Source organism: Pseudomonas sp. MYb541, from assembly GCF_037479595.1.
In the GTDB taxonomy this organism is placed as follows: domain Bacteria; phylum Pseudomonadota; class Gammaproteobacteria; order Pseudomonadales; family Pseudomonadaceae; genus Aquipseudomonas; species Aquipseudomonas canadensis.
This window is the reverse complement of sequence record NZ_JBBGYS010000010.1, coordinates 96,688-116,632: the sequence shown is the minus strand read 5'-3', so window position 1 is coordinate 116,632 and position 19,945 is coordinate 96,688. Positions and strand designations below refer to the sequence as shown.

Annotated in this window: 17 protein-coding genes; 11 read left to right on the top strand and 6 right to left on the bottom strand. The window is 61.1% G+C overall.

Going from position 1 to position 19,945, the window contains the following annotated elements:
• Positions 1 to 32 precede the first annotated feature (32 nt).
• Entirely contained in the window at positions 33 to 989 is a 957-nt protein-coding gene (locus WH299_RS08775) for a DMT family transporter (protein ID WP_123474411.1), read from the top strand.
• Here WH299_RS08775 and WH299_RS08770 read toward each other — a convergent pair.
• Positions 986 to 2,368: a class II fumarate hydratase gene (locus WH299_RS08770; protein WP_123474410.1), complete on the bottom strand. Its 1,383-nt coding sequence runs from the start codon at positions 2,366 to 2,368 to the stop codon at positions 986 to 988. The two genes, WH299_RS08775 and WH299_RS08770, sit on opposite strands and share 4 nt — an antisense overlap.
• Positions 2,369 to 2,549: 181 nt before the next feature.
• On the opposite strand from WH299_RS08770, the gene WH299_RS08765 reads away from it, so the two are divergent.
• From WH299_RS08765 to WH299_RS08735, 7 genes are all read left to right on the top strand, one after another.
• Complete coding sequence (locus WH299_RS08765) at positions 2,550 to 3,068, top strand: DUF2059 domain-containing protein (RefSeq protein ID WP_016976397.1); 519 nt, start codon at positions 2,550 to 2,552, stop codon at positions 3,066 to 3,068.
• A gap of 6 nt (positions 3,069 to 3,074) precedes the next feature.
• Positions 3,075 to 3,371, top strand: coding sequence for a BolA family protein (locus WH299_RS08760; RefSeq protein ID WP_122725775.1), 297 nt, complete (start codon positions 3,075 to 3,077; stop codon positions 3,369 to 3,371).
• A gap of 118 nt (positions 3,372 to 3,489) precedes the next feature.
• Positions 3,490 to 4,431: an oxygen-dependent tRNA uridine(34) hydroxylase TrhO gene (gene trhO / locus WH299_RS08755; RefSeq protein WP_122725778.1), complete on the top strand. Its 942-nt coding sequence runs from the start codon at positions 3,490 to 3,492 to the stop codon at positions 4,429 to 4,431.
• A gap of 36 nt (positions 4,432 to 4,467) precedes the next feature.
• Positions 4,468 to 5,070, top strand: a complete 603-nt coding sequence (locus tag WH299_RS08750; RefSeq protein ID WP_177128180.1) for a DsbA family protein — start codon at positions 4,468 to 4,470, stop codon at positions 5,068 to 5,070.
• Complete coding sequence (locus tag WH299_RS08745; protein ID WP_123474409.1) at positions 5,063 to 6,865, top strand: ABC transporter ATP-binding protein; 1,803 nt, start codon at positions 5,063 to 5,065, stop codon at positions 6,863 to 6,865. Before WH299_RS08750 ends, WH299_RS08745 begins: the two co-directional genes overlap by 8 nt.
• Positions 6,866 to 6,936: 71 nt before the next feature.
• On the top strand, positions 6,937 to 9,399 hold the full coding sequence (locus WH299_RS08740; protein ID WP_339497925.1) for an EAL domain-containing protein: 2,463 nt from the start codon (positions 6,937 to 6,939) through the stop codon (positions 9,397 to 9,399).
• A gap of 46 nt (positions 9,400 to 9,445) precedes the next feature.
• On the top strand, positions 9,446 to 10,246 hold the full coding sequence (locus WH299_RS08735; RefSeq protein WP_122725784.1) for a TenA family transcriptional regulator: 801 nt from the start codon (positions 9,446 to 9,448) through the stop codon (positions 10,244 to 10,246).
• Between the two features lie 21 nt (positions 10,247 to 10,267).
• Here the strand turns inward: WH299_RS08735 and WH299_RS08730 are convergent, their stop codons facing one another.
• From WH299_RS08730 to WH299_RS08715, 4 genes are all read right to left on the bottom strand, one after another.
• On the bottom strand, positions 10,268 to 11,194 hold the full coding sequence (locus tag WH299_RS08730; protein WP_339550063.1) for a GGDEF domain-containing protein: 927 nt from the start codon (positions 11,192 to 11,194) through the stop codon (positions 10,268 to 10,270).
• Between the two features lie 306 nt (positions 11,195 to 11,500).
• A complete protein-coding gene (locus WH299_RS08725) occupies positions 11,501 to 12,775 on the bottom strand; it encodes an MFS transporter (protein WP_028617231.1) in 1,275 nt (424 codons plus the stop codon).
• A 54-nt stretch (positions 12,776 to 12,829) separates the two neighbouring features.
• A complete protein-coding gene (locus WH299_RS08720; RefSeq protein ID WP_028617230.1) occupies positions 12,830 to 13,984 on the bottom strand; it encodes an acyl-CoA dehydrogenase family protein in 1,155 nt (384 codons plus the stop codon).
• A gap of 69 nt (positions 13,985 to 14,053) precedes the next feature.
• Positions 14,054 to 14,899 carry an IclR family transcriptional regulator gene (locus tag WH299_RS08715; RefSeq protein ID WP_122555173.1) on the bottom strand — a complete coding sequence of 282 codons (846 nt, stop codon included), beginning with the start codon at positions 14,897 to 14,899 and terminating at the stop codon, positions 14,054 to 14,056.
• Positions 14,900 to 15,161: 262 nt separating this feature from the next.
• On the opposite strand from WH299_RS08715, the gene WH299_RS08710 reads away from it, so the two are divergent.
• From WH299_RS08710 to WH299_RS08700, 3 genes are read left to right on the top strand one after another with little or no spacing between them, the layout of a single operon-like run.
• Positions 15,162 to 15,947: an enoyl-CoA hydratase gene (locus WH299_RS08710; RefSeq protein WP_016976408.1), complete on the top strand. Its 786-nt coding sequence runs from the start codon at positions 15,162 to 15,164 to the stop codon at positions 15,945 to 15,947.
• A gap of 2 nt (positions 15,948 to 15,949) precedes the next feature.
• Positions 15,950 to 17,479, top strand: a complete 1,530-nt coding sequence (locus WH299_RS08705; protein WP_339550062.1) for a 3-hydroxyacyl-CoA dehydrogenase — start codon at positions 15,950 to 15,952, stop codon at positions 17,477 to 17,479.
• A 26-nt stretch (positions 17,480 to 17,505) separates the two neighbouring features.
• Positions 17,506 to 18,738, top strand: coding sequence for a CaiB/BaiF CoA transferase family protein (locus WH299_RS08700; protein ID WP_126570973.1), 1,233 nt, complete (start codon positions 17,506 to 17,508; stop codon positions 18,736 to 18,738).
• Here the strand turns inward: WH299_RS08700 and lldD are convergent.
• A complete protein-coding gene (gene lldD, locus WH299_RS08695; protein WP_010208917.1) occupies positions 18,735 to 19,865 on the bottom strand; it encodes an FMN-dependent L-lactate dehydrogenase LldD in 1,131 nt (376 codons plus the stop codon). The genes WH299_RS08700 and lldD overlap by 4 nt on opposite strands.
• Positions 19,866 to 19,945: the final 80 nt, after the last annotated feature.

Sequence of the window (19,945 nt, the reverse complement as noted above, 5' to 3'; positions counted from 1 at the left end):
CGGCTCCACTTCCTCTGGCTTCTGGGGCACTCATGCACATCTCTTCCGGCCGCTGGGTCTACGGTTTTCTCCTGACCCTGCTGACCGCGCTGCTCTGGGGCATCCTGCCGATCAAACTCAAGCAGGTGCTGCAGGTGATGGACCCGATCACCGTTACCTGGTTTCGCCTGATCGTGGCTGGCAGTTGCCTGTTCGTCTACCTGGCGCTGACCAAGCGCTTGCCCAGCCGCAAGGTGCTGGGCCCCAAGGGTGGCTGGCTGGTAGGGATGGCGGTGTGCGGCCTGGTGGGCAACTACGTGTTGTACCTGGTGGGCCTGAAAATGCTCAGCCCTGGCACGGCGCAACTGGTGGTGCAGATGGGGCCGATCTTCTTGATGATCGCCAGTGTGTTTGTGTTCAAGGAGCGTTTCAGTCGCGGGCAGGTGCTCGGGTTATTCGTGTTGATCGCCGGCTTTGGCCTGTTCTTCAACCAGCGTCTGGAGGAGTTGCTGACGTCCCTTGGCGCCTATACCGCTGGCGTGCTGACCATCCTGCTTGCCACTTCAATCTGGGTGTTTTACGCCCTGGGCCAGAAGCAGTTGCTGACGGTGTGGAACTCGCTGCAAGTGATGATGGTGATCTACCTCACCTGCGCTTTGTTGCTCACGCCCTGGGCGCATCCTATGGAGGCGTTGGACCTGAGCCCGCTGCAGGGCTGGCTGTTGCTGGCGTGCTGCATGAATACCCTGGTGGCCTACGGCGCCTTTGCCGAAGCGCTTGCCCATTGGGAAGCTTCGCGGGTCAGTGCGACCCTGGCACTTACACCACTGGTGACTTTCGTGGCGGTCGCCCTGTCGGCGTGGCTGTGGCCTGAGTATGTGCAGGCCGAAGAAATCAACGCCCTGGGCTATGCCGGGGCGTTGGTGGTAGTGCTGGGTTCTGCGACCGTGGCACTGGCGCCGTCGTTGCTCGCCGGGCTCAAGGCCCGGCGATTGCGCATGGCGTCTTAGGCACCGAGCATGTCTTGCGGGCGAACCCACTGGTCGAACTCCGCGTCGGTGAGGTAGCCCAGGTCCAGCGCGGCCTCCCTTAGCGTCAACCCTTCGGCGTAAGCCTTCTTGGCGATTTCCGCCGACTTGTCGTAGCCGATGTGCGGGTTGAGCGCGGTCACCAGCATCAGCCCGTGCTCCAAGTGCTCGGCCATCTGCACGGGGTCTGGCTCAAGCCCGGCCACACAGTGTTCCTGGAAGTTGTTGCAGCCGTCGGCCAGCAGGCGGATGGATTCCAGCAGGTTATGGATGATCACCGGCTTGTACACATTCAACTGCAAGTGACCTTGGCTGGCAGCGATGCCGATGGTCACGTCATTGCCCAGCACCTGGCAGGCCAGCATCGACAGCGCTTCGCACTGCGTCGGGTTGACCTTGCCCGGCATGATCGAACTGCCTGGCTCGTTGGCCGGCAACTTCACCTCGGCCAACCCGGTGCGCGGGCCGGAGCCCAGCAGGCGCAGGTCATTGGCGATTTTCATCAGGGCCACGGCCAGGGTTTTCAGGGCGCCGTGTAGCGTCACCAACGGCTCATGGCCGGAAAGGGCGGCGAATTTGTTCGGCGCGGTGACGAACGGCAAGCCCGACAACGCCGCCAGCTCGGAGGCAATCGCCTCGCCAAAACCGTGGGGCGCATTCAGCCCGGTGCCGACGGCGGTGCCGCCCTGAGCCAACTCGCACACGGCGGGCAGTGCGGCGCGAACGGCGCGTTCGGCGTAGTCAAGCTGGGCGATGAACGCCGAAAGCTCCTGGCCGAAGGTGATTGGCGTGGCATCCATCATATGAGTGCGGCCGGTCTTCACCAGCTTCATATGTTTGGCTGCTTGTTCAGCCAGGCCGCCGGAAAGCGTCGCAATTGCCGGTAGCAAGCGCTGATGCACAGCCTGGACCGCTGCGATGCTCATGGCGGTGGGGAAGCAGTCATTGGAACTCTGGGAACGGTTAACGTGATCGTTGGGGTGCACCGGGCTCTTGCCGCCACGTTTGTTGCCCGCCAGTTCGTTGGCGCGGCCGGCGATCACTTCGTTGGCGTTCATGTTGCTCTGGGTGCCGCTGCCGGTCTGCCAGACCACCAGGGGGAATTGGTCGTCGTGTTGACCATCGAGCACTTCGTCGGCGGCCTGTTCGATCAAGCGGGCGATGTCGGCGGGCAAGTCGCCATTACGGTCATTGACCCGTGCTGCGGCCTTCTTGACCAGGGCCAGGGCGTGCAATACCGCCAGCGGCATACGCTGTTCGCCAATGGCGAAGTTAACCAGCGAACGTTGGGTCTGGGCGCCCCAGTAAGCGTCATCCGGGACGTGAACTTCTCCCAGGCTGTCGGTTTCGATACGGCTCATCGGGCACACTCCTTCAGGTTCGTTTGCGCAGTTTAGGCCGTGTTCGGCCAGGGGGGTTCCCTAAAAGACTTTTCATCGGTCAATCCTTATCCAGCAAGGCTCGGGGTTGAGCCATAAGGTTTTTTAGGCGCAGAATGGGCGCCCTTGGGGTCTGACCTCGCCTGCTAGAAAAGGAAACTCGATGACTCGTCTTCGTGCCATCTGTACCGCGGTTGCTCTGGTTTGCGCCAGCGGCCAGGTTCTTGCCGATACCGCCAGCCACAACGCCAGTGCCGAAGCCTTCCTTACCCTGGCCCATGCCGACAAGCTGGGTACCCCGGTGTACATGCAAGTGCAGCAAATGTTCGCCCAGCGTTTTGAACAGACCAAGGCGCCTGCCGCCAAGCAGTCCGTACTGGACAGCTACCAGGCCAAGGCCAACGCCGCCCTGGACCAGGCCATCGGCTGGCCAAAGCTGAAACCTGACATGGTCAAGCTCTACACCACCAACTTCAGCGAATCCGAACTCAAGGACCTGGTTGCCTTCTACCAGTCGCCGCTGGGCAAGAAAGTCCTGGAAAAAATGCCGCAGCTGACCCAGCAATCGGCCCAGATGACCCAGGCCAAGCTGGAAAGCGCCGTGCCGGTAGTCAACAAGCTGCTGGAAGACATGACCAACGAGCTGTCGCCTAAAGCCGCCGCTCCGGCCAAGAAGAAGTAAGCAGGAATGACCATGCAACAGCGTATCGAAACGGCGCTTGCCGCCTTGGGCACCAACCACTTGAGCGTGCTGGACGAAAGCCATATGCACAGCCGTGGGTTGCAGACCCACTTCAAGGCCGTGCTGGTCAGCCCGCAGTTCGAGGGGCTCAACCGCGTCAAGCGCCACCAGAAGGTCTACGCCACCCTGGGTGACCTGATGAACGAGTTTCATGCGTTGGCGCTGCATACCTACACGCCTGAAGAATGGGCGAAAATCGACGCAGCCCCGGCCTCGCCGACCTGCGCTGGCGGACATGATTGATGATCGGGTGTCTCTGACACCGGGCATTTGTTAGAATCTGCAACGCGCCGCTCAGCCGGCGCGTTTTTTTTGCATCCGGTTCACCCTTTGCGAGGGTAGCCACCTGGAGAGAACACCCATGACTCAACCGATTGTCGTGGCGGCACTGTATAAGTTCGTCACCCTCGAAGACTACGTCGCCCTGCGCGAGCCCCTGTTGCAGGCGATGGTCGACAACGGCATCAAAGGCACCTTGCTGATCGCCGAAGAAGGCATCAACGGCACGGTTTCCGGTAGCCGCGAAGGCATTGATGGCCTGATGGCCTGGCTGAAGCAAGATCCGCGCATGGTCGACATTGACCACAAAGAATCCTACTGCGACGACCAGCCGTTCTACCGCACCAAGGTCAAGCTCAAGAAAGAGATCGTGACCTTGGGCGTCGAAGGCGTCGACCCGAACAAGAAAGTCGGTACCTACGTCGACCCGCAGGACTGGAACGCGCTGATCAGCGACCCGGAAGTGCTGTTGATCGACACCCGTAACGACTACGAAGTGTCCATCGGCACCTTTGAAGGCGCGATCGACCCGAAAACCACCAGTTTTCGCGAATTTCCCGACTACATCAAAGCCAACTTCGACCCGGCCAAGCACAAGAAAGTCGCGATGTTCTGCACCGGTGGCATTCGCTGTGAGAAGGCGTCGAGCTACATGCTCAGCGAAGGCTTTGACGAGGTCTATCACCTCAAGGGCGGCATCCTGAAGTACCTTGAAGAGGTGCCGCAGGCAGAAACCAAATGGCAGGGCGACTGCTTTGTTTTCGATAATCGCGTGACCGTGCGCCACGACCTGAGCGAAGGCGACTACGATCAATGTCATGCCTGTCGTACACCGGTCAGTGTCGAAGACCGCGCCTCCGAGCATTATGTGGCTGGCATCAGTTGCCCGCATTGCTGGGATAAGCTGCCGGAGAAGACCCGCCGCAGCGCGATCGACCGGCAGAAGCAGATCGAGCTGGCCAAGGCCCGCAACATGCCGCACCCGATTGGCTTCAACTACAAGCAAACCCCTTCCGAGGCCTGACCCATGTCCGCGCGGCTGCTCTATGTAATGGACCCGATGTGTTCCTGGTGCTGGGGTTTTGCCCCGGTGGCCGAGGCGTTGGTGGAGCAGGCCCAGGCGGCCGGCGTCGAGCTGCATCTGGTGGTGGGCGGCTTGCGTACCGGCAGCGGCGCAGCGCTGGAGCCGACCACTCGGCGCTATATCCTGGAACACTGGCAGGCGGTCACTGACGCCACCGGCCAGCCGTTCAAGCGTGAAGGCGCGTTGCCCGACGGTTTTGTCTACGACACGGAGCCGGCGTGCCGCGCCATCGTCACCGCACGCAGCCTGGCGCCGGACTGCGCCTGGAAACTGCTGGGGCTGATCCAGCGTGCTTTCTATGTGGAAGGCCGCGACGTGACCCTCGCCAGCGTATTGGTGGAATTGGCCGAGCAGGCGGGTATCCCGCGCATCGAGTTTGCCGGCGAGTTTGACCGCGCTGAGCAGCATGCCGCCACGGCGGCCGATTTCACCTGGGTGCAAGACCTGGGCATCGCCGGTTTCCCGACGCTGCTGGCCGAGCGTAATGGTCAGTTGGCGTTGCTGACCAACGGTTACCAGTCGCTGTCCGAGCTGTCGCCTCTGCTGGGTCGATGGCTGGAGCGAGCCACCTGTGCATGAACCCGCCCAGCGCACCGATCGCCTGACCTGGGCGGAAATTCGCCGCCTGGCCCTGCGTCACAAGAAATCCCTGTGGATCGCCAATGGCGTCGCCGTGCTGGCGACCCTGTGCAGCGTACCGATTCCCTTGCTGTTGCCGCTGCTGGTGGACGAGGTCCTGCTGGGCCACGGCGACGCTGCCCTCAAGGTGATGAATCACGCGCTGCCGCTGGGCTGGCAGAAGGCGGCCGGCTATATCGGCCTGATGTTGCTGGTGACCCTGTTCCTGCGTTGTGGTGCCCTGGTGTTCAACGTGGTGCAGGCGCGGCTGTTTGCGCGGCTGGCCAAGGACATTGTGTACCGCATCCGTGTACGCCTGATCGAGCGGCTCAAGCGTATCTCCCTGGGCGAGTACGAAAGCCTGGGCAGCGGCACGGTAACGACTCACCTGGTCACCGACCTCGACACGCTGGACAAATTTGTCGGAGAAACCCTCAGCCGCTTCCTGGTGGCCATGCTCACCCTGGTGGGTACCTCGGCGATCCTGGTGTGGATGCATTGGCAGCTGGCGTTGCTGATCCTGTTGTTCAACCCGCTGGTGATCTACGCCACGGTGCAGTTGGGCAAGCGCGTCAAACACCTGAAGAAGTTGGAAAACGACAGCACTTCGCGTTTTACCCAAGCGCTGACTGAAACCCTGGACGCGATCCAGGAAGTCCGCGCAGGCAATCGCCAGGGCTTCTTCCTCGGGCGTCTGGGCCAGCGTGCCCAGGAAGTGCGCGACTACGCGATCCATTCGCAGTGGAAAACCGACGCCTCCAGCCGCGCCAGCGGTTTGCTGTTTCAGTTCGGTATCGACATCTTCCGCGCAGCGGCGATGCTTACCGTTTTGTTCTCCGACCTGTCGATCGGCCAGATGCTCGCGGTGTTCAGCTACCTGTGGTTCATGATCGGCCCGGTGGAGCAATTGCTGAACCTGCAATACGCCTATTACGCGGCAGGCGGCGCGCTGACGCGGATCAACGAACTGCTGGCGCGTGCCGATGAGCCGCAATACGTCGGCGGCGAAGATCCTTTCGTTGGGCGCGAGACGGTCGGCATCGAAGTGCGCGGCCTCAATTTCGGTTATGGCGAAGACTTGGTGCTCGACCAGTTGAACCTGGCCATCGCACCCGGTGAGAAGGTGGCAATCGTCGGTGCCAGTGGCGGCGGTAAAAGTACCTTGGTGCAACTGTTGCTCGGACTTTATACGCCACAGGCTGGAACTATCCGCTTTGGTGGTGCTACCCAGCAGGAAATCGGCCTGGAAACCATTCGCGAAAACGTCGCCGTGGTGCTGCAACACCCGGCGCTGTTCAACGACACGGTGCGCGCCAACCTGACCATGGGCCGCGAACGCAGTGATCAAGCCTGCTGGCAGGCACTGGAAATCGCCCAGCTGGATGCTACCGTCAAGGCATTGCCCATGGGCCTGGACAGTGTGGTGGGGCGTTCCGGGGTGCGGTTTTCCGGTGGGCAGCGTCAGCGCCTGGCGATTGCGCGCATGGTGCTGGCCGAGCCAAAAGTGGTGATCCTCGACGAGGCGACTTCTGCCCTGGACGCCGCCACCGAATACAACCTGCACCAGGCGCTGGCGCGGTTCCTCAGCGGCCGTACTACACTGATTATCGCCCACCGCCTGTCGGCGGTTAAGCAAGCCGACCGAGTGTTAGTGTTCGACGGCGGTCACATTGCAGAGGACGGCGACCATCAACAGCTGATTGCTGACGGTGGGTTGTACGCCAAACTCTACGGACACTTGCAGCAAGTTCGTTGATTTAGCCTAGGCTGAGCTATCGGAAGCGGTGTTTCGCGTGCGTATCCAGCGGTGCATGTGCAAGGGGCTTCATGAAGCAAAAGCGGACTCTCGGAACGCCACGGCTGTTGGGCATTGTCTGGCCCTTCATCGCCGTTGTGCTGTTCCAGGCATTGTTAGGCTGCGTCAGTCTTTACGTGCTCTCGGCAGTGCGCGGCTACGTCGCAGGTGAAAGTCTGTGGTCCAAGGGCCAGAAAGATGCCATCTATTACCTGACGCTCTACGCCGACAACCGCGACGAAGCCACTTACCTCAAATACCAGCAGGCCATCGCCGTGCCCCAGGGCGGGCATGAATTGCGGGTTGCGCTGGACCAATCCACACCAGACCTCAGCGCTGCCCGCTTGGGCATCCTCAAGGGGGGCAACCATCCGGACGATGTCTCCAGTCTGATCTGGCTGTACCTCAACTTTCGCCATTTCAGCTACCTGGAAAAAGCCATCGAGCTATGGACAGTGGGCGATGGTTACCTGATGCAACTGGATGAGTTGGCCCGCGAGATGCACGGCGCAATCACCCGCGACCACGTCAGCGCCAACGACGTACGCCAGTGGAAAGCACACATTATCGCCATCAATGAAGGTGTGACACCGGCGGCCAAAGCGTTCAGTGATGCCTTGGGCGAAGGCTCGCGGATGATCCTGCGGTTGCTGCTGATCACCAACCTGGCCACGGCCCTCGGCCTGATCGTCCTGGCACTGCTGCGTACCCATAAGCTGCTGACCCAGCGCCACGCGTTTGCCAATGCCTTGCAGCAAGAGAAGGAGCGTGCGCAGATCACGTTGGAGTCGATTGGCGACGGGGTGATCACCACCGACGTCGACGGCGCCATCACCTACATGAACCCGGCGGCTGAGGCGCTGACCCACTGGAATTCGGCCCAGGCCCAAGGCCTGCCCTTGGCTGCGCTGTTCAACCTGCTGGACGACAATGCCCAGCCCGACGGCTTTACGCTCATTGAACACATCGTCAAGGGCCAGCTCAGTGGCGGCAGCGAGCATTCCAAAACCATCCAGCGCCTGGACGGCAGCACGGTCTCGGTGACGCTGGTGGGCGCGCCGATCCGCAGTGCCGGCAAGGTCACGGGTGCGGTGCTGGTGTTGCATGACATGACCCAGGAGCGTCAATACATCGCCAACCTGTCCTGGCAGGCGACCCACGACGCCCTGACTGGCCTGGCCAATCGTCGCGAATTCGAATTCCGCCTGGAACAGGTGCTGCATCCCACCGCGCAGCGGCTGGGCGAGCGTCATGCGTTGATGTTCCTCGACTTGGACCAGTTCAAGCTGGTCAACGACACTTGTGGCCACGCGGCCGGCGACGAACTGCTGCGGCATATCTGCGCGCTGCTGCAGTCGGACCTGCGCGAGGGCGACACCCTGGCGCGCCTGGGTGGCGATGAATTCGGCATCCTGCTGGAAAACTGCCCGGCGGCAGTCGCGGAGAAGATCGCCGAGAGCCTGCGCCACACCGTGCAAAGCCTGCACTTTGTGTGGAAGGGCCGGCCGTTCATGACCACCGTCAGCATCGGCCTGGTGCACCTGGGCCACACTCCGACCACGCTGGAAACCTCACTGCGCGCCGCCGACATGGCATGCTACATGGCCAAGGAAAAAGGCCGCAACCGCGTGCAGGTGTACCACGCCGACGACTCGGAACTGTCGCTGCGTTTTGGCGAAATGGCCTGGGTGCAGCGCCTGCACATGGCGTTGGAAGAGAACCGGTTCTGCCTGTACGCCCAGGAAATTTCACCGCTGGGGCCTACCGACGGCGGCGATGGGCATATCGAGATCCTGTTGCGCCTGCATGACGAGGCCGGCCGTATCATCCTGCCCGACAGCTTTATCCCGGCGGCCGAACGTTACGGTTTGATGACGTCCCTGGACCGCTGGGTGGTGGAGAATGTGTTCAAACTCATCAGCCGGTGCATACAGGAGCGGCCGGGACGCCCGATGGCCATGTGTGCGATCAATCTGTCAGGCATCACTATTGGTGATGAAGACTTCCTCGGGTTTTTACGTGAGAAGTTTCATACATACAATATTCCGCCGGGCATGATCTGTTTTGAAATAACCGAAACCAGTGCGATTGCAAACTTGGGCAGTGCGATCCGTTTTATTAATGAACTCAAAGCTTTAGGTTGTCAGTTTTCGCTGGATGACTTTTGTGCCGGAATGTCCTCATTCGCCTATCTCAAACATTTACCTGTAGACTTTCTGAAGATCGATGGAAGTTTCGTAAAGGATATGCTGGACGACCCGATTAACCGCGCAATGGTCGAAGTGATAAACCACATCGGCCATGTCATGGGTAAGCACACAATTGCTGAATTTGTCGAGACACCGCAAATCGAACAGGCATTGCTCGAAATTGGTGTGGATTACGCTCAGGGCTACCTGATTGAACGACCGCAATTGTTTACCTTTGATAGCTTGCAGTGTCGACCTGTGCGGCCGCAGCCTCTGTTATTCAAGGCGCCCGGCACATTCCGCTGAAACATTCGCTGGTCTGTACAATCACACTTAAAAAGGAACCTTAACAGTGATCGACACATTCATCAGAACCGGCCCGCTTATGGAAGCCTCCAGTTACCCTGCCTGGGCTCAGAAACTGATCCTGGACTGTAGCGAGAGCAAGCGCCGCGTTGTCGAACACGAACTGTACCAGCGTATGCGCGACAACACGCTCAGCGCCAAGACTATGCGCCACTACCTGATCGGTGGATGGCCCGTGGTGGAACAGTTTGCCTTGTACATGGCACAGAACCTCACCAAGACCAAATTTGCCCGCCATCCTGGGGAGGACATGGCGCGCCGCTGGCTGATGCGCAATATTCGCGTGGAACTCAACCACGCCGACTATTGGGTGCATTGGGCCCGTGCCCACGGCGTGAGCCTGGAGGAATTGCAGGCCCAGAACGTACCACCGGAACTGCACGCGCTGAGCCATTGGTGCTGGCACACCAGTTCTGCCGACTCGCTGATCGTGGCCATTGCCGCGACCAACTATGCGATCGAGGGCGCCACGGGTGAATGGTCCGCCGTGGTGTGTTCTACCGGCGTCTATGCGGCGGCTTTCCCAGAGGAAGAGCGCAAGCGTGCGATGAAGTGGCTGAAGATGCACGCGCAGTACGATGATGCCCACCCATGGGAAGCCCTGGAAATCATCTGCACCCTGGCCGGGATGAACCCGACCAAGGAACTGCAGACCGAGCTGCGCCAGGCCGTATGCAAGAGCTACGACTACATGTACCTGTTCTTGGAAAGCTGCATGCGCCTGGAGAAAGAAAAGACCCCAGCCGTGGTGCGCGAGCGCCAGGTGCGGGTCGCCAGCGAAGCTTGATGAAATGAGGGTGGCGGGGGCTTACCCCGCCATTGCCAGGCGGTTGCGACCCTCTCGCTTGGCCACATACAAGGCGCTGTCGGCCCGACGCAGCAGGCTTTCGGTAGACTCTGCGGCCAGCAAAGTCGAGCAGCCCAGGCTCACCGTCAATTCGATCCGCGTGTCATCCGCCCAATAATCCTGGGCCTGCGCCGCTTGGCGTAGGCGCTCACCGACCATCGCAGCGGCATCCCGGCCCGTGTTGGACAGCAGGATCAGAAACTCTTCCCCGCCAAACCGGAACACCATATCCACGTTACGCAACTGGCGCTTGATCGCCCCGGCGACGGCGCGCAGCACCTTATCGCCAGCGGTGTGGCCGTAAGTGTCGTTGATGATCTTGAAGTGATCGATGTCGAGCATCAGCAAGGACAGCGGATTGAGGTGCCGGCGCGCCATGTCGACTTCCCGTTGCAGGGTCTGGTCCATGGCTATACGGTTGCCGGTCTCGGTCAGCGGGTCGCGCAAGGCACTGCGGGTGGCGGCGCGGTAGAGCAGGGCGTTGCGGATTGGGTAGAGTAAGGTGGCCAGCAGGGATTCGAGCTGGCCGAGCTCTTCTTCCGCCAGGCGCTGGTTGCGACGAAAGATCAGCTCGCCCAGGTGCTCGCCTTCATGGCTCAGGCTATAGCTCACTGAGTGATGGCCGCGATGGCCGAACTCCAGGCGCAGGTCGCTGGCTTGATGGCGGTACTGCAAGGCGTCCAGGGGCACCAGGCGTTGGATCTCACGGAAGAACACACCGAGGATGCGCTCCGGCTCCAGGCTGGTTTGTAATTGCAGGCCCAGTTGCTGGCGAAGTTGCTCCAGCCTCGTGGGGCGGCGTGGGAGGAGGGATGGCTGACCAAACCCCAGGCGTTGCAATTTGGCACTGTCAAAGTCAATTGCGTTGGTCTGGGTGGGTGTTTTCATAAGCGATCGGCCTCTAAGCACTGGGCTGTCTTACAGGCTCGATGAGAGTGGCGAATGCCAAGCGTCTTACTGTTCCTTCAGTTCCGTAAAACATGAGTAACAGTTTAGACCGCTTTTCACAGGGTTATAACCCCTGGGCGCTGCCGCACGTCTTGTCATCGCTTAACCTGCTTGAATAAGGTTAGAGCGAGATTCATGCCAAATCGCTTCAAACTAATAAAAGTCATATAAATCAATCGACTGCTTTTATCGCTAAAAGCAGTCGCTGGATGATGACGCCAGTTAATTGGCAACTAAGCGGTGGCCTTACTGTTTCTGCGGATCGAACTGTTTATCGCGAATAAACAACGCCGGTATGACACCGCAGATAAAGTACGCGCCGCCCATCACCAAAAAGCCCATGCCGATGGAGCCATGGGACGCCAGGAAGCCGATGGCTGCCGGCGCCACCGCCGCGCCGATACGGCCGATGTTGTACGCACCACCCACCGCCGAACCACGAAACTTGGCCTCAAAGCTTTCGGTCATGTAGGTCGCGTTCACGCCATAGGGAATGCCGTACAGGAAGCCGAACACCACCAGCATCCACAGGATATTCTCGGGGCTCTGGAACAGCACGATCACCGGCAGGAAGATCGCCGTGCCCAGAGCGCCGAACGCGAACACCACGCGTCGACCGAGACGGTCCGCCGCCAGGCCCGCGAGGATCTTGCCGAAGATCATCGCCGCATAAGTGCCGACCATGTAGCTGGTCATCGACTTGAAGTTCATCCCCAGCTCGCTTTCCAGGTACGACGGCATCCAGTTGTTCACGCCGTAGTAACCGAATTGCAGGAAGCCTGCGGTCAGGGCCCAGAGCAGGAACATACGGCTGGCCTTGGGGTCGCTGAAGATCAGCTTGAACATGCCATCGGGCTTTTTCTTCAGGACGTCCTGGCTACCGTTGGCTTTGTCTTTCGCCCGTTCGGCGCGCGCGGTCAACCAGGCCTGAGGCTCCGGCACCAAGCGTTGCATCAGCACGGCGAGGATCACCGGGATGATGGCCACGTAGAACAGCCAGCGCCAGCCGTGCTCCGGGAGAATCCAACCGGCCAGTAGGGTGGCAACGATGTAGCCCACCGACCAACCTGCCTGCAGGGTGCCGAGCACGGTGGTGCGGTAGCGGGTCGGCACGTATTCGGCCATCAACGTGTTGCACGCCACATACAGCGCGCCCAGGCCGAGGGAGGCGAAAAACCGGGTGGCTGCAAACTGCCAATAGCTGTGGGTCATGCCCAGGATCGCCGTGCCCACGGAAAACAGCACGATGCTCCACACCACGGTTTTCACCCGGCCGAAACGGTCACAGGCCCAGCCCCCGTAGATACCACCGATGGCCATGCCGGCCAGGGTGAAGCTGCCCAGGCTGCCGGCTTCGACGCTGGTCAGGCCGAACTCGGCCTTGAGGCTGCTGAGGCTGTAGGACAGCAACATCAGGTCCGCGCCATCGATCAACAGGCCGAGGAAGCAGAAGATGAAAACGACGATCCACAGTTTGCTTTTTGCAGGCGACAACGCGCCCGCCGATGCGGCGACTTCCATAGCGATACCTTGCTTGTAGTTGTTAGGGCATTGGGTATGGTGGTGCGGTGAGGCCTAGCGTTGCGCCGCGCGAATCATGTTGCGGGCAATCACCAGTTGCTGGATTTGCGTGGTGCCTTCATACAGGCGGAACAGACGCACATCCCGGTAGAAACGTTCGATGGCGTACTCGCTGATATAGCCGGCACCGCCGTGGATCTGCACGCAACGGTCAGCGACGCGGCCGCACATCTCGGTGGCGAACATCTTCGAACACGACGCCTCGGTGCCGATGTCCTGGCCTTCGTCGCGCTTGCGGGCGGCATCGAGCACCATGCAACGCGCGGCGTAGATCTCGGCCTTGCTGTCGGCGAGCATGGCCTGGATCAGCTGGAACTCGGCAATCGGCTGGCCGAATTGCTTGCGCTCGATCGCGTAGTTCAGCGCGTCGTTCAACATGCGCTCGGCAGCCCCCACGCTGACAGCGGCGATGTGCAGGCGGCCTTTGTCGAGGACCTTCATCGCGGTCTTGAAGCCCACGCCTTCCACGCCACCGATCAACTGGCTGGCCGGCACGCGTACGTTGTCGAAAATCACGTCGCTGGTGTGGGCGCCTTGCTGGCCCATCTTGTGGTCGCGTTTGCCCAGGGACAGGCCGGGTGTGTCACGTTCGACGATGAATGCACTGATACCGGCCGAACCACGGATCGCCGGGTCGGTGCGCGCCATCACGGTGAAAATCCCGGCGTGGGGCGCGTTGGTGATAAAGCGCTTGGTGCCGTTGATCACATAGTGGTCGCCATCGCGCACGGCGGTGGTTTTCAGTGAGGCGGCGTCGGAGCCCGAGTCTGGCTCGGTGAGGCAGAACGAGCTGAGCAGCTCGCCGCTGGCCAACAGCGGCAGGTAGTGCTCTTTCTGTGCGTCGGTGCCATCCAACAGGATGCCGATGGAGCCGATGCCATTGTTGGTGCCGAAGTAGGAACGGAAGGCCGGTGAGGTGCGCCCCAGTTCAAAGGCGATGGTCACCTCTTCTTCCATGGTCAGCCCGAGGCCGCCGTAGGCTTCGGGGATGGTCAGGCCGAACAGGCCCATGTCCTGGAACTGACTGACGATGTCCGCCGGGATTTCATCGGTCTCGGCGACTTCGTTTTCCCGTGGGATCAGCGCTTCGTCGACGAACTGCGCAATGGCGTCCACCAGGATATGAAGCGTTTGTGCGTCTCGGATCATGTGCATTCCTCAGCGGCCCGTTCGGCGGGCCTGTTATCGTCAATCTGCCGAGGCCATGCACCGGTCCAGCTAGCGGGTGGCGGCCTCGATGTTGTTCACCATGTGCTTGAGGCGTGGGCCGATGTCGTCTTCGAGTTTCTCCCGGGAGAGGTGGAAACTCGGTCCGCCACAGTTGAACGCCAGCAAGCCGTGTTGTGCGTGTCGCAGCGGCACGGCGATGGCGTTGACATCGCGGTGCCACTCACCGATCGACATGCAATAGCCGAAATCGGTGTAGTCCCGGAAGGCGCGTTCCAGCCCCTTGCGGATGCTCGGCCAGTCCTCCAGATGGCGCTGGCGGATATGGTCGAGAATGAACTCCCGCTCGTTTTCCGGCATTGCTGCCAGGCAGGCGCGGCCTGCTGAACTCAAATGCAACGGCAACCGTGTGCCGACCTGGCGGCGCATGGTCATGTTCGCTTCGCCCTGGACCACGTCCAGGTACACCGCGTCGAGGCGGTCCCGAGTGGCCATCGCAACGGCCGCCTGGGCGTACTTGGCCATGGTCTCCATCAACGGATGAGCCACGGCGCGGATCGACAGGTTCGACAACATCGCGTAACCGAAGGCCATCACGCCCACATCCAACTGATACCGGCCTGACTGCGGCAGGTGCTTGAGGTAACCCAAGCGGGTCAGGGTGTGGGTCATGCGGGTGATCGTCGGTTTCGGCAGGCCGGTCTTGCGCGCCAGTTCCTGGTTGCCCAGCACGCTTTCGCTCGGCGTGAAACAGCGCAGCAGTTCCAGGCCACGGGCCAGGGCGGTGACGAATTGGCGATCCTTGTCTTCCTCCTCATCGTTGTTCATCGGGTCGATCAACACATGCTCGAAAGCGGAAACTTCTGTGCTGTCCGGCTCGGGGTTTCGACGGCGCATGGTAATCCTCATTTTTTTATAAAATCAACAAAACAAAATAGTATTCCGCACTGCGAAACTAAGCAATCTTTTGCGCCTTGATTTTAAGATGAGATAAAACCCTTTAAAACAGCGAGTTAGTCGATGGTTTGAGCATTGTCCGCGTTTTTCCGTTTACACCAGCGGGGTCGGTATTTATGCTAATTGTCAAATACGGAATGTTATTTCGCACAGCGAAACATGCGCCAGCCCAACTAACAAGAACAGTGCAGCAGGAGTGAATGTGACCAGCGCCAACTCACCCGTGGTGACCCTCGACATCCATGACAATGGCGTGGCCGTGGTGCGTATCCACCGCCCTGAAGTGAAAAACGCCCTCAACGCCCAGGTGCGTGAAGCCCTCGCCGAGCACTTCCGCGCGCTGTCCCGACGCCAGGATGTGCGCGCCATCGTACTGACCGGTGGCGAGCAGTTCTTCGTGGCCGGCGCGGATATCAAGGAGTTCGCCAGTGCGGGCGCAATCGATATGTACCGCCGCCACACCGAATACCTGTGGGAAGCCATCAGCCGTTGCCCTAAGCCGGTGATTGCCGCCGTCAACGGTTTTGCCCTGGGCGGTGGCTGCGAGCTGGCGATGCATTGCGACCTCATCGTAGCGGGCGAGTCGGCGCGATTTGCCCAGCCGGAAGTGAAGCTCGGCTTGATGCCCGGTGCGGGCGGCACTCAACGCCTGATCCGCGCGGTGGGTAAATTCCAGGCCATGCGCATTGCGCTCACGGGCTGCATGGTCAGCGCGAAAGAAGCGCTGGCGATGGGCATGCTCAGCGAAATGGTCAGCGACGACCAGACACTGCCCCGCGCCCTGGAACTGGCTGCGCAGATTGCCGCATTGCCGCCGTTGGCGGTGGAGCAGATCAAGGAAGTGATGCTGGCCGGCGCCGACCTGCCGCTGGAAAGCGCCTTGGTGCTGGAGCGCAAGGCGTTCCAATTGCTGTTTGATTCCAAGGACCAGAAGGAGGGCGCCGCCGCGTTCTTCGAGAAACGCACACCGCACTACCGGGGGGAATAAGCATGACCGACACCCTGAATACGATGGGATTGGTGGGCACTGGCGTCATGGGCGCCGGTATCGCACAAATCGCGGCCCAGGCCGGTGTGGTGGTGCATCTGTTCGATGCCCGTGAAGGCGCTGCGCAATCGGCTCGGGATAATCTCAGCGGCACCTTTGCCAAGTTGGTGGGCAAGGGCAAGCTCAGCCAGGCCGCGATGGAGGCGGCGCTGGCCAACCTGCGGGTTGCCGAGGCGATTGATGACCTGAGCGATTGCGACCTGGTCGTCGAAGCCATCGTGGAAAACCTCGATGCCAAGCGGGGTCTGCTGCAACAGCTGGAAGGCATCGTCAGCCCGACCTGCATCCTCGCCACCAACACCTCTTCGCTGTCTGTCACGGCTATCGCCACCGGTTGCCAGCACCCTGAGCGCGTGGCCGGGCTGCACTTCTTCAACCCGGTGCCGCTGATGCGTGTGGTGGAGGTGATCGACGGCCTGGCCACCGCGCCAAAGGTTGGCGACGCGCTGTTGGCCCTGGCTGCACGCATCGGCCATCGCGGCGTGCGCGCCAAGGACACGCCGGGTTTCATCGTCAACCACGCCGGTCGTGCTTATGGTACTGAAGCGTTGAAGATGCTTGATGAGGGCATCGCCGAGCGCGGTGATATCGACCGCATCCTGCGCGACGGCGCCGGGTTCCGGATGGGGCCGCTGGAGTTGCTGGACCTCACCGGCCTGGATGTGTCGCACCCGGTGATGGAGTCGATCTACAACCAGTTCTATCAGGAGCCCCGCTACAAACCGTCGCCCCTGACCCGGCAGATGTTGGTGGCTGGACGTCTTGGGCGCAAGACCGGGCATGGGTTCTATCAGTATGAAAACGGCCAGCTCATCAATGGCCCTCAGCCTCAACCCGTACCGACTGTAAACCCGCAACCGCCGGTTTGGATCGCCACGGAAAACAGTGAAGACTACGAGCGCTTGAGCGCCCTGGTGATCAACCTGGGCGCCCATCTTGAACACGCCGCGCAACCTTCGCCTGAGGCGTTGTGCCTGCTGGCCCCGTATGGCCGCGACGCCACCAGCGCCTGCGTGCGCTTCGACACCGACCCCGCGCGCACCCTGTGCATCGACCTGCTGACGGACCTGTCGCGTCATCGCACCTTGATGCAGAACCCACTGACTTCGCCCGCCATGCGCGATGCGGCTCACGCTTTGCTCGCAGCAGACGGTGTGGGCGTCACGGTGATTGGCGACAGCGTTGGCTTCGTGGCCCAGCGCACCTTGGCGATGGTGGTCAACCTGGCCTGTGATATTGCCCAGCAGCGCATCGCCAGCGTCGAGGATATCGACCAGGCCGTGCAACTGGGCCTCGGTTATCCCAAGGGGCCGCTGGCTTGGGGCGATGCCCTTGGGCCTCGGCGGATCCTTACGATTTTGCAGCGCATGAGCGAACTCACCCACGACCCACGTTACCGCCCCAGCCCCTGGTTACGGCGGCGGGCGATGCTGGGTGTTTCCCTGCGCCATGAAGAGCCGACAGCCGGCTGATTTCCCAACCTCACAGGATAAGAACAATGGGTGCATTGACAGGTTTGCGGGTACTGGATTTAAGCCGTGTGTTGGCCGGCCCCTGGTGTGGGCAAGTGTTGGCCGACCTTGGCGCGGAAGTGGTCAAGATCGAACGCCCGAAAAGCGGCGACGACACCCGTGCCTGGGGGCCGCCCTGGATGAAGACCGACACCGGCGAATCGTCCGGCGAAGCTTCTTATTATCAGTCGACCAATCGCGGCAAGTTATCCGTGGCCATCGATATGGCCACTCCCGAAGGTCAGGAATTGGTACGCGCTTTGGCGGCCAGCTCGGATGTACTGATCGAGAACTATAAGGCCGGTTCCCTGGCCCGTTATGGCCTGGATTACGCGACCCTGGCCGAGATCAATCCGCGCCTGGTGTATTGCTCCATCACCGGTTTCGGCCAGACCGGGCCGCGTGCCGAAGAGCCGGGCTACGACTTCATCATCCAGGGCATCGGCGGCTTGATGAGCATTACTGGCGAGCGTGATGATTTGCCGGGCGGCGGTCCGCAAAAAGTTGGCGTGGCGTTTTCCGACTTGATGACCGGCCTGTATTCCACCGTGGCGATCCAGGCTGCATTGCTCAGCCGTGAGCGCACCGGCGTTGGTCAATACATCGATATGGCGTTGTTGGACGTGCAAGTCGCCACGTTGGCCAACCAGAGCATGAACTACCTCGCGTCGGGCAAGGTGCCGCAGCGTTATGGCAATGCCCACGCCAACATCGTGCCTTACCAGGTGTTCCGCGCCGCCGACCGTGACTTCATCATCGCCTGCGGTAATGACAGCCAGTTCATCGCCCTGTGCCAGAGCATCGGCCTGCCGCACTTGCCGGAGGACCCGCGCTTCCGTCGCAATGCCGACCGCGTGGCCCATCGCGAAGACATCGTCGCGTTGCTCTCGGCGCACTTCCTGGGGCGCAGCGCCGATGAGTGGGTGGCATGCATCCACGCGTCGAAGGTGCCGGTGGGGGCGATCAACTCGATTGCGCAATCCCTGGAAGAACCCCAGGTGATCGCGCGCAACCTGATGGTGAACATCCCACACCCGCAGAACCCGGACTTTGCCATGGTCGGCAGCCCGATCAAAATGTCCGGCACGCCCGTGGAATACGTGCGGCCGGCGCCGAGGTTGGGGCAGCACACCGACGATATCCTCGGTGAACGGTTGGGCTTGTCGGCGCAGCAACTGGCCCAACTCAAGGCGCGAGGGATCGTCGAGCAGCAGGGTTAGACCAAGGTAGAGCGGTCGATCTGCGCGATGGAGGTGACGCCGGTGAGGGTCATGGCCACGCGCATTTCCTTGGCGAAGATGTCCAGCAGGTTTTCCACGCCGTGCTGGCCGTCGGCGGCCAGCGCGTAGGCGGTGGCACGCCCCAGCAGGCAGGCCTTGGCACCCAAGGCCAGCATGCGCACCACGTCCAGTCCGGAGCGGATGCCGGAGTCCACCAAAACCGTGAGATCGTCGCCCACCGCATCGGCAATCGGAGGCAGGGCCTTGGCAGTGGACAGCACACCATCCAACTGGCGACCGCCATGGTTGGAGACCACGATGCCATCGGCACCGAAACTCACTGCGTCCTTGGCGTCCTGAGGGTCGAGAATACCTTTGATGATCATCGGGCCTTTCCAGAATTCGCGGATCCATTCCAGGTCCTTCCAACTGATGGAGGCGTCGAAATTGTTCGCCAGCCAGCCGATGTAGTCTTCCAGGTGTGTGGGTTTGCCCAGGTATTTGGAGATGTTGCCCAGGTCATGGGGTCGGCCCATCAGTCCTACATCGAAGGCCCATTGCGGCTTGGTGACGGCTTGCAGCATGCGCCGCTGTGCTGCGAACGGTCCGGACATGCCCGAGTGGGCATCGCGATAACGCGCGCCGGGCGTGGGCATATCCACGGTAAACACCAATGTAGTGACGCCCGCGGCTTGCGCGCGCTCCAGCGCGTTGCGCATGAAACCACGGTCCTTGAGCACATACAGCTGGAACCAGATCGCCTGCGCGCTCTGCGATGCCACCTCTTCAATCGGGCACACCGACACCGTCGACAGGCAGAACGGAATGCCCTTGTTCGCCGCCGCCTTGGCCGCCTGCACTTCGCCACGTCGCGCGTACATGCCGGTGAGGCCCACCGGGCTGAGTATCACCGGCATGTCCAGCTCCTGGCCGAACAGCGTGGTCTTCAGGCTCAGGTTGTCCACATTGCGCAGGATGCGTTGGCGCAGGCTGATCTCGGCCAGGTCCGAACTGTTCGCACGCAGCGTGTGTTCGGCGTAGGCGCCGCCGTCGATGTAGTCGAACAGGAAGCGCGGCAACTTGCGCTTGGCGGCTGCGCGGTAGTCGGAGGCGGACGAGATGATCATTATTGGAGGGCTCCACAAGGCAAGGTGGAGTCAGGATAGGCAATTCTCTGGCATGATAAAAACAACTTTTATCGCTGGTG

Bases quoted from the DNA above. Each gene is read 5' to 3' on its own strand.
- WH299_RS08775 (WP_123474411.1), top strand. From the start codon at position 33: ATGCACATCTCTTCCGGCCGCTGGGTCTACGGTTTTCTCCTGACCCTG.
- WH299_RS08770 (WP_123474410.1), bottom strand. From the start codon at position 2,368: ATGAGCCGTATCGAAACCGACAGCCTGGGAGAAGTTCACGTCCCGGAT.
- WH299_RS08765 (WP_016976397.1), top strand. From the start codon at position 2,550: ATGACTCGTCTTCGTGCCATCTGTACCGCGGTTGCTCTGGTTTGCGCC.
- WH299_RS08760 (WP_122725775.1), top strand. From the start codon at position 3,075: ATGACCATGCAACAGCGTATCGAAACGGCGCTTGCCGCCTTGGGCACC.
- trhO (WP_122725778.1), top strand. From the start codon at position 3,490: ATGACTCAACCGATTGTCGTGGCGGCACTGTATAAGTTCGTCACCCTC.
- WH299_RS08750 (WP_177128180.1), top strand. From the start codon at position 4,468: ATGTGTTCCTGGTGCTGGGGTTTTGCCCCGGTGGCCGAGGCGTTGGTG.
- WH299_RS08740 (WP_339497925.1), top strand. From the start codon at position 6,937: ATGAAGCAAAAGCGGACTCTCGGAACGCCACGGCTGTTGGGCATTGTC.
- WH299_RS08730 (WP_339550063.1), bottom strand. From the start codon at position 11,194: ATGAAAACACCCACCCAGACCAACGCAATTGACTTTGACAGTGCCAAA.
- WH299_RS08725 (WP_028617231.1), bottom strand. From the start codon at position 12,775: ATGGAAGTCGCCGCATCGGCGGGCGCGTTGTCGCCTGCAAAAAGCAAA.
- WH299_RS08720 (WP_028617230.1), bottom strand. From the start codon at position 13,984: ATGATCCGAGACGCACAAACGCTTCATATCCTGGTGGACGCCATTGCG.
- WH299_RS08715 (WP_122555173.1), bottom strand. From the start codon at position 14,899: ATGCGCCGTCGAAACCCCGAGCCGGACAGCACAGAAGTTTCCGCTTTC.
- WH299_RS08705 (WP_339550062.1), top strand. From the start codon at position 15,950: ATGACCGACACCCTGAATACGATGGGATTGGTGGGCACTGGCGTCATG.
- WH299_RS08700 (WP_126570973.1), top strand. From the start codon at position 17,506: ATGGGTGCATTGACAGGTTTGCGGGTACTGGATTTAAGCCGTGTGTTG.
- lldD (WP_010208917.1), bottom strand. From the start codon at position 19,865: ATGATCATCTCGTCCGCCTCCGACTACCGCGCAGCCGCCAAGCGCAAG.